Origin of the sequence: Lactobacillus delbrueckii subsp. delbrueckii DSM 20074 = JCM 1012, from assembly GCF_001433875.1 — a bacterium.
Classification (GTDB): domain Bacteria; phylum Bacillota; class Bacilli; order Lactobacillales; family Lactobacillaceae; genus Lactobacillus; species Lactobacillus delbrueckii.
Genome location: NZ_AZCR01000015.1, coordinates 1 through 3,153 on the forward strand (window position 1 = coordinate 1; position 3,153 = coordinate 3,153).

Annotated in this window: 5 protein-coding genes; 1 reads left to right on the top strand and 4 read right to left on the bottom strand. The window is 40.1% G+C overall.

All coding sequences use genetic code 11. The features are described from left to right. Positions 1–340: 340 nt before the first annotated feature. Genes FD23_RS03775 through amaP form a run of 4 tightly spaced genes read right to left on the bottom strand, consistent with a single transcriptional unit; the run spans position 341 to position 1,913 of the window. Positions 341–592 (bottom strand): GlsB/YeaQ/YmgE family stress response membrane protein, encoded by a 252-nt coding sequence (locus tag FD23_RS03775; RefSeq protein ID WP_025896523.1) that lies wholly within the window; start codon positions 590–592, stop codon positions 341–343. 14 nt (positions 593–606) lie between these two features. Beyond that, positions 607–1,128 (bottom strand): Asp23/Gls24 family envelope stress response protein, encoded by a 522-nt coding sequence (locus tag FD23_RS03780; protein ID WP_025896525.1) that lies wholly within the window; start codon positions 1,126–1,128, stop codon positions 607–609. Positions 1,129–1,155: 27 nt separating this feature from the next. Further along, positions 1,156–1,341: a DUF2273 domain-containing protein gene (locus FD23_RS03785; protein ID WP_025896527.1), complete on the bottom strand. Its 186-nt coding sequence runs from the start codon at positions 1,339–1,341 to the stop codon at positions 1,156–1,158. A gap of 11 nt (positions 1,342–1,352) precedes the next feature. Continuing rightward, positions 1,353–1,913 carry an alkaline shock response membrane anchor protein AmaP gene (amaP, locus tag FD23_RS03790; protein ID WP_025896528.1) on the bottom strand — a complete coding sequence of 187 codons (561 nt, stop codon included), beginning with the start codon at positions 1,911–1,913 and terminating at the stop codon, positions 1,353–1,355. Between the two features lie 253 nt (positions 1,914–2,166). Between amaP and FD23_RS03795 the strand changes: the two genes are divergently transcribed. After that, positions 2,167–3,153 (top strand): IS4 family transposase (locus tag FD23_RS03795; RefSeq protein ID WP_423788543.1); only part of this gene is annotated, 987 nt, incomplete at its 3' end.

Here is a 3,153-nt window from a genome sequence, read left to right on the forward strand (position 1 = left end):
AAGTCATGCATAAAAGAAATACGGCTGGCAGAAAATCTGTCAGCCGTATGGCTTGAGTTGTAAAATCCTGGGAAATTAGCATTTATACTTATAAAAGGTTATCATAACAATTGAAATATTGATTAACTGACCTTTAATTGTCAAATTATTTACATTCTAAGATGACTAATATAGATGATTTGGCTAATTATCCATGTAATTTTTGTTGCAACGTATCACCAATGCCATCTACCTTCTTAGCCGCCAAGACGGTGCCGCCGATGAGAACACCACCTACAACGAGCGTAGAAGCGATCATAAACGTAAATACACTTTTCAAAATGTGCAGAAAATTCCCCCCTTACTTTTTACTGATTCGACCAACAACTAACGAAACAATCAGAACTAAAATAATTGCCCCGATGATCGATGGTATCAATGACATGCCAGCTAATGAAGGGCCCCAAGTGCCAAGGAGCCCTTGGCCAATCCATGCACCAATCAAACCAGCTACGATGTTTGCAATCCAGCCCATAGCAGCACCACGGTTAGTGATTGCGCCAGCAATGGCACCAATGATTGCCCCGACGATTAATGTCCAAATAAGTCCCATATTTACTTACTCCCTTAGTTAACACGACTAGATTTATTGTCAGACGTTACTTTATCAACGCTGTCACTTAATGTTTCCTTCGATTTCTTTGCGCCCGTACTGAGTACATCGCTCACGCGATCTTGCAAAGAAGTCGAATCTTGTTCATGTTGCTCCTTTGTCTTGACATCAACAACATTCACATTTACTTCAATTACTTCTAAGTCGGTCATATTCTTTACTTCCCGAACGATAACATCTTTGATCTTGTCATACAGTTTAGAAATATCAATGCCGTATTCAGCAACAATGTCGAGATCCACTGCAACCTGTTTTTTTCCAACCTCTACATCAATTCCTGATGTGACATCGGAAGTATTAACTAGTTTTTCAGCAACATTTGCGAAAAAACCGCCATCTACGGTTAATAAGCCATCTACTTCAGAAAGTGCAATACCAATTATTTTTTGAATAACCTTATCATCAAATGTTAAATTTCCTTTAATACCAGACTTTTCGTCAGTTGTTGTTTTTTCACTTGGCGTTCCGTTCTGCATAATTTTTCCTCCTTATAATTCAAACAGTTATTTAAAAACATCTGTTAAGATACCAGTTTTTTGAATATAATAGCCCGCGGCAATCCCAATCGCCACAAAAATCAAAACAAAAAGCGTCTTGAAAAATCCAAAAGTGATGATAAGGACCGCTAAAAGCAATCCTATAATTCCACCAATTAGTGGCCAAAAATAAGCTTTAATGAGTTCGGGCACGTTATCACCTCCTAGACAACTCGAGATTGATGCACATTAGCGCCCGACTCATTGAAATCAACGAGTCGGATTTTTATTTTTTTCTGTTCAGAAATTCCAAGACAAATACGCAAATCTTTTTTTAATTGATTGAGAAAATCTGCAGTCTGTTTCTTGGCATTGACTGAATTTAGTAGATCACCCGATATTTTAAGTGTGATCCTTTTTCGTGATAACTTAGCTGATACCTTGGGGTTACCAATAAAGGGTTCATGTTGAAGTGCTGAAAGAGCAAAATGCTCAATAGCTTTCTTACTGATGGTAACTTGACCATCAGACTTTTGATGAAGATATAATGACTGCGACCGTGGCCAAAAAAGTGTGATAATCAATAAAACAATTAACACCGCCGCCAGAATTATACCACTCCAAAAAAGGTATATCGGTTCGTACTGATCCAACCAATCAAACTTTAATTGCATGGGTGTGCTAGTGCCAATGGCCGTTGACCAATTTTTAAAGACAAGAACTATGGACAAAGGAAATGCAAGGATAATAACAACTACTATTAAAGCCTTGAATATAAATTTCATTTCATCACCACCTTTACCCTCATTATAGCACGATAGGTAGTAAGAAACTAATTAAATAAAAAACTAATTAGTAAGAAACTGATTAAATAAGAAACCAATTAGTTTTTTATTTAACTAACTTAAACTTCCCACTTACAAAAGTGGGCTTGTACCTTGAAAATTCAATAGTTTAGCCAATAAAAAAGCACAAGGCCTTTGTTCGCTTGATATAATTAAGTCGACCAAAACATCATCAGTATCAAACGAAAGGCTTGTGTTTTTACCATCATTCGATACTGAAAACGAACCTAAAACTGCCTGTTCTGTTGAAAAGTTCTTCAAGGACTACAAAGTTATGGAGCTTCTCCGTATATGTGGGCTCCGCAAGTCCGAAGGAATCCCACTTTGGTCGATCCTTTCATACATCTTCAGTAATGTGTTTCGAGACAGAAGCATGTACATGCAACAGAAGTCTGGCAAGTGTACTGCTGGCTTCTCCAAAAACACCTACTATCGATTCATGCAGAACCCACATATCAACTGGTTTCGCCTCACTATTCTGCTAGTTGAGAGGATCGTCAATGGGCACCTGAAAGATCTGACTTCTGACCAACGTGCCGATTGCTTCGTCTTTGACGATTCGCTCTACTCTAGAACTGGATACAAGAAGACTGAGCTGGCTGCCAAAGTATTCGACCACGTTTCGATGACCTACAAAAAGGGCTTTCGGATGATGACCATGGGTTGGACTGATGGATCCTCCTTTGTCCCAATCGCTTCATCACTCTTGTCCTCAAAGAACGATCAGAATGTCATCGGGACGACCAAGAAGATCGACAAGCGCACAATCGCGGCCAAGATGCGGATTATGGCCCGATCAAAGGGGACCGATGTAGTTATCCAGCTGCTCGATCAGGCCTTGAAAGCAGGGCTCACTGCCAAGTACGTCATGTTTGACACTTGGTTCTCCAATCCTCATCAGATTGTCCAAATCAGTCAACGTGGTTTGAACGTAATCGCCATGGTGAAGAAAAGCTCCAAGATCACATACGAGTTTGAAGGAAAGCGGATGAACGTCAAGCAGATCTTCAACGCATGCAAGAAGCGTCGAGGTCGTTCAAGATATCTCCTGTCCGTCCCTGTAAAGGTTGGAGATCCTGCCAAAGATGGTGCCCAGATCGATGCCAGAATAGTCTGCGTAAGAAATCGCTCCAACCGCAAAGACTGGATCGCTCTCATTTGCACGGACATGACGATCGAT

Excerpts from the sequence above, each read along its gene's own strand:
- FD23_RS03775 (WP_025896523.1), bottom strand. The coding sequence starts at position 592 with ATGGGACTTATTTGGACATTAATCGTCGGGGCAATCATTGGTGCCATT.
- FD23_RS03780 (WP_025896525.1), bottom strand. The coding sequence starts at position 1,128 with ATGCAGAACGGAACGCCAAGTGAAAAAACAACAACTGACGAAAAGTCT.
- amaP (WP_025896528.1), bottom strand. The coding sequence starts at position 1,913 with ATGAAATTTATATTCAAGGCTTTAATAGTAGTTGTTATTATCCTTGCA.